This is a genomic window from Anaplasma phagocytophilum (assembly GCF_023476575.1).
Classification (GTDB): Bacteria; Pseudomonadota; Alphaproteobacteria; order Rickettsiales; family Anaplasmataceae; genus Anaplasma; species Anaplasma phagocytophilum_A.
Window position 1 is genome coordinate 1 of record NZ_JAHLEX010000122.1, and the last position, 2,799, is coordinate 2,799.

A 2,799-nucleotide genomic window follows, 5' to 3' on the forward strand; every position below is an offset into this window, starting at 1 on the left:
GCTTATATTGCTCACTAAAAATAACTCTACTTCCCCATAAAGGCATAACGCAATTCTCTAAAGTATACGTACAAGCAAAATCAGAATCACTAGGAGAGCATCATGCATGTGTTGGGGATTCTATACATAGGCCACCTAACTAATTTTTGAAAAAACTGCAGCAAAATTCAAGATGAGCCGGGTGCAGAGTAGAATGCTTGAACAAAAAAAATAAGCATCAATACTCTAAAGCGCTTCTATAGCGCAGACAATACTTCGGGAATTTTACTTATTATGTCTTCAGCAATTAAACCTAATCTGTATTTCTTACCACATTCTCCATGTACCCATACAGCGCAACAAGCAGCATCAAACTCATTCATTCCCGCTGCTATTAACCCCGTAATCATCCCTGCCAATACATCGCCACTACCTATTGTCGCCAACGCACATGGAGCATTGTTATTCACTACAATCCTACCCTCGGGAGAAGCTATGACAGTATCATGTCCCTTTAACACCACAATAGCATTTGAGATTTCTGCCGCTGCTATCGCACGCTCTACAACAGTGCCTTTTAATCCTGGAAAAAGACGCTCGAATTCTCCTTCATGCGGCGTAAGCACCACTCGCTTTTCATTTATACTCTTAAACAAAATATCACTGCAATCCTTAAAAACCGACAAGGCCCCAGCATCTAGCACGTAGCCCCTATTACCACTCTCCAATACATTAAGTACTTTGTTTTTTATAGAAGCGTCTGATAATTCACCGCCAGGCCCTATCAAGACAGCAGTGACTTTTTTATCACTCATAACCTCTTCATAGGATTTATACATCACCGAGAGAAGTGTGCTAGCATATAATGCAACTTCATCCTCCTTGCACGCAACAGCAACTGCTCCAGGGCCAGTTCTCAATGCTGCAAGAGAAGCCAATTTTACAGCCCCTATAGATCTAAACCCCAGAGAACAGATAGCAGCATAACCTCTATTGTACTTATGTGACTTATAGCTTAAGCTCACAATGGATTCCTTCCATAACGCTGGAGAATTAAGGGAGGCTTTAGAATCACATGCTTCTAAACCTATGTCCTTAACGCATACAACACCAGAATGTTGTCTTCCGGGTGATATTACATGTCCGAGCTTCAAGCAAGAAAACGTAACGGTAAGATCAGCCTTGATTGCTGATCCCATTACTTCACCTGTGTCGCTATTTATACCAGTAGGGATATCCACAGATACTACAAATTTACCACTGGCATTTATCTGCTGCACTATAGATGACAAATCCTCTTCCAATGGTCTAGACAATCCGATCCCAAAAATAGAATCTATAATTAAGGGTTCTTCCAGGACAAAACTACCTAGCTCTAATGTAAATCCACTGGGTGTGTTACTTCGATAGCACAGTAGTCTAACAGACCATCCCTTATCACGTAGAAGATTAGCAACAACCACACCATCTTTTCCATTATTTCCCGGCCCGCACAGCACCAATACTGGTGACTTAGGAAAGCGAGATACTAACTCTTGTACTACTGTAGTGCCAGCACGAGAAATCAGTTCCTCCTCTGACATAGAAGAACCCTGTTCACATATTCTAAATTGGTTAACAGAGAGAATTCTATGCACTACGTACACCTAGAAAGACAGCTTAGTGTAAATATAACAAGTTATGCTACAAACTTACATACTCTATCTATAATCTTCCCCTTAGTATAATTTTCTCTCTACTAAGCATGGCTAGACTGAGATATAAATGCAAGCAGTAAACATGTGCATTTCCACATATATCACAATATTAATGGCACTGATAAAGCCTTTGTACTTCGACTATCAGAAATAGTCCTAGCCTTACGTATAGGGTAGGTATCATTCCTGCGAGCTATCCAATCTTGCCTTAATTTATTAGATATTCCTTCAGTTATGTTGATCTTAATAGCACAATCAGTATAAGGACCAGCAGTATCGTAAAGAAGGAAAGGTAGTGAAGAATTTCTAATATTGATTTGGCGCATTCCGACCTTAACATTCGGATATAAAGTGCAATTAATGTATATTTTATTAGATGATGGGTAAATTTCAGAAATATTCATGTGCATTATGATGAAAAATATTCCCGATTAGCATACATTTATGGAGTACATTATACAACATTTCTCCGTAAAGAGGTTTCTGTTATATCTCTCAGGATAAATACATTTTATAATGCACAATGCAGATACTATGTCAGGAGATACAATGTATTAACTACATACTCATGGTGTGAAGGAAAACATGTACTGTAATACCATAAAGTATTATCCTTCCAAGGAGAACATCTAGTACAACGGAGAAGTAACATATGGAAGAGATATTACCCTTGTTACTTACTGTGACTCTCCTGCTGAAAGATGAATTCCCAATATTACACACATACCGGGCTTTATAAGATGCGCTGCATTAGTAGTCCCGCGTTGATCTTGGAGCAAGTAATAGATATCAGAAAGGCACGCCTAATCTCTTCAAGATATCTCTCATAATAAAAGAAGCATGCACGTGCTATGATACTCACTCAAAGTAGTAAGCTATCAGGTAAAAAAGTAGCATATCAGTGTTTTATAATTGAACCGAACAGCACAATTTGTGGTACGAATTTTTAGCATTAGAGAATTCTAATCAAGTTAGAGGTTTTATGATGCTCAGGTGTAGTGTTTATAACGAAGCGACGAAGGCAACTTTGCAACTCGTTAATAATTGTGCCCTGCAAAGATTTATCTATGGGAGATAACAGCGACTAAGTTACCTAGTGTGCGCATTATGATATATACCAGCA

General features: G+C 38.8%; 2 protein-coding genes. Both read right to left on the reverse strand.

Features of this window, described 5'->3' with window-relative positions; translation table 11 throughout:
• Positions 1–236: 236 nt before the first annotated feature.
• A complete protein-coding gene (locus KPX09_RS04920; RefSeq protein WP_249549251.1) occupies positions 237–1,616 on the reverse strand; it encodes an NAD(P)H-hydrate dehydratase in 1,380 nt (459 codons plus the stop codon).
• A 161-nt stretch (positions 1,617–1,777) separates the two neighbouring features.
• The gene (locus KPX09_RS04925) at positions 1,778–2,086 is read right to left on the reverse strand and encodes a hypothetical protein (protein ID WP_346017244.1); all 309 of its coding nucleotides are present in this window, start codon (positions 2,084–2,086) and stop codon (positions 1,778–1,780) included.
• Positions 2,087–2,799 lie beyond the last annotated feature (713 nt).

What these genes read in the sequence shown, in the direction of transcription:
- KPX09_RS04925 (WP_346017244.1), bottom strand. Translation starts at nt 2,086, where the DNA reads ATGCACATGAATATTTCTGAAATTTACCCATCATCTAATAAAATATAC.